Here is a 493-nt window from a genome sequence, read left to right as displayed (position 1 = left end):
ATGGTTATTGTTCGTTAGCGGAAGTTCAAAGCCAATCACAATTGGGTTCTAATTTGATAAAAACATTGTTCGTATTTGAAAACTATTATATCGATAAAGAACGATTACAAAGTGGTGAAAATGGACTACAGATAGAAATGGAATCGGCAAGAGAACAAACGAATTATGCATTGAGTATCACTGCACACTTTGATGGTGAAAAATTGTCGTATGAGATTATGTATAATCCGAATGAGTATGAGAAAGAGGAAGCCCAAAGTATTCTTGAAAGGCTAAAAACAGTATTACAAGATATGTCTTTAAATCCGCAGAAAAAACTTATAGAAATAGAGACCACGACAAAAGAAGAAAAGGCAATTATCATAGGGGGATTTAATGATACGTATCATGCATATCCGAGAGATAAGACAGTAGCTGAACTGTTCGAAGAACAGGTAGAAAAGACGCCAAATCAGATTGCCGTAACTTTTGAAGATAAGGAAATAACATACAG

General features: G+C 34.5%; 1 protein-coding gene. It reads left to right on the top strand.

What is annotated here, in order from left to right; genetic code table 11:
• A partial coding sequence (locus MR167_RS31770; protein ID WP_242316255.1) for a condensation domain-containing protein occupies positions 1–493 on the top strand: 493 nt, incomplete at both ends.

It is taken from the genome of Bacillus cereus group sp. BfR-BA-01355 (genome assembly GCF_022663675.1).
Lineage (GTDB): Bacteria > Bacillota > Bacilli > Bacillales > Bacillaceae_G > Bacillus_A > Bacillus_A thuringiensis_S.
Note: the sequence above shows the minus strand (reverse complement) of the source record. Positions and strands in the feature narration are given on the sequence as shown.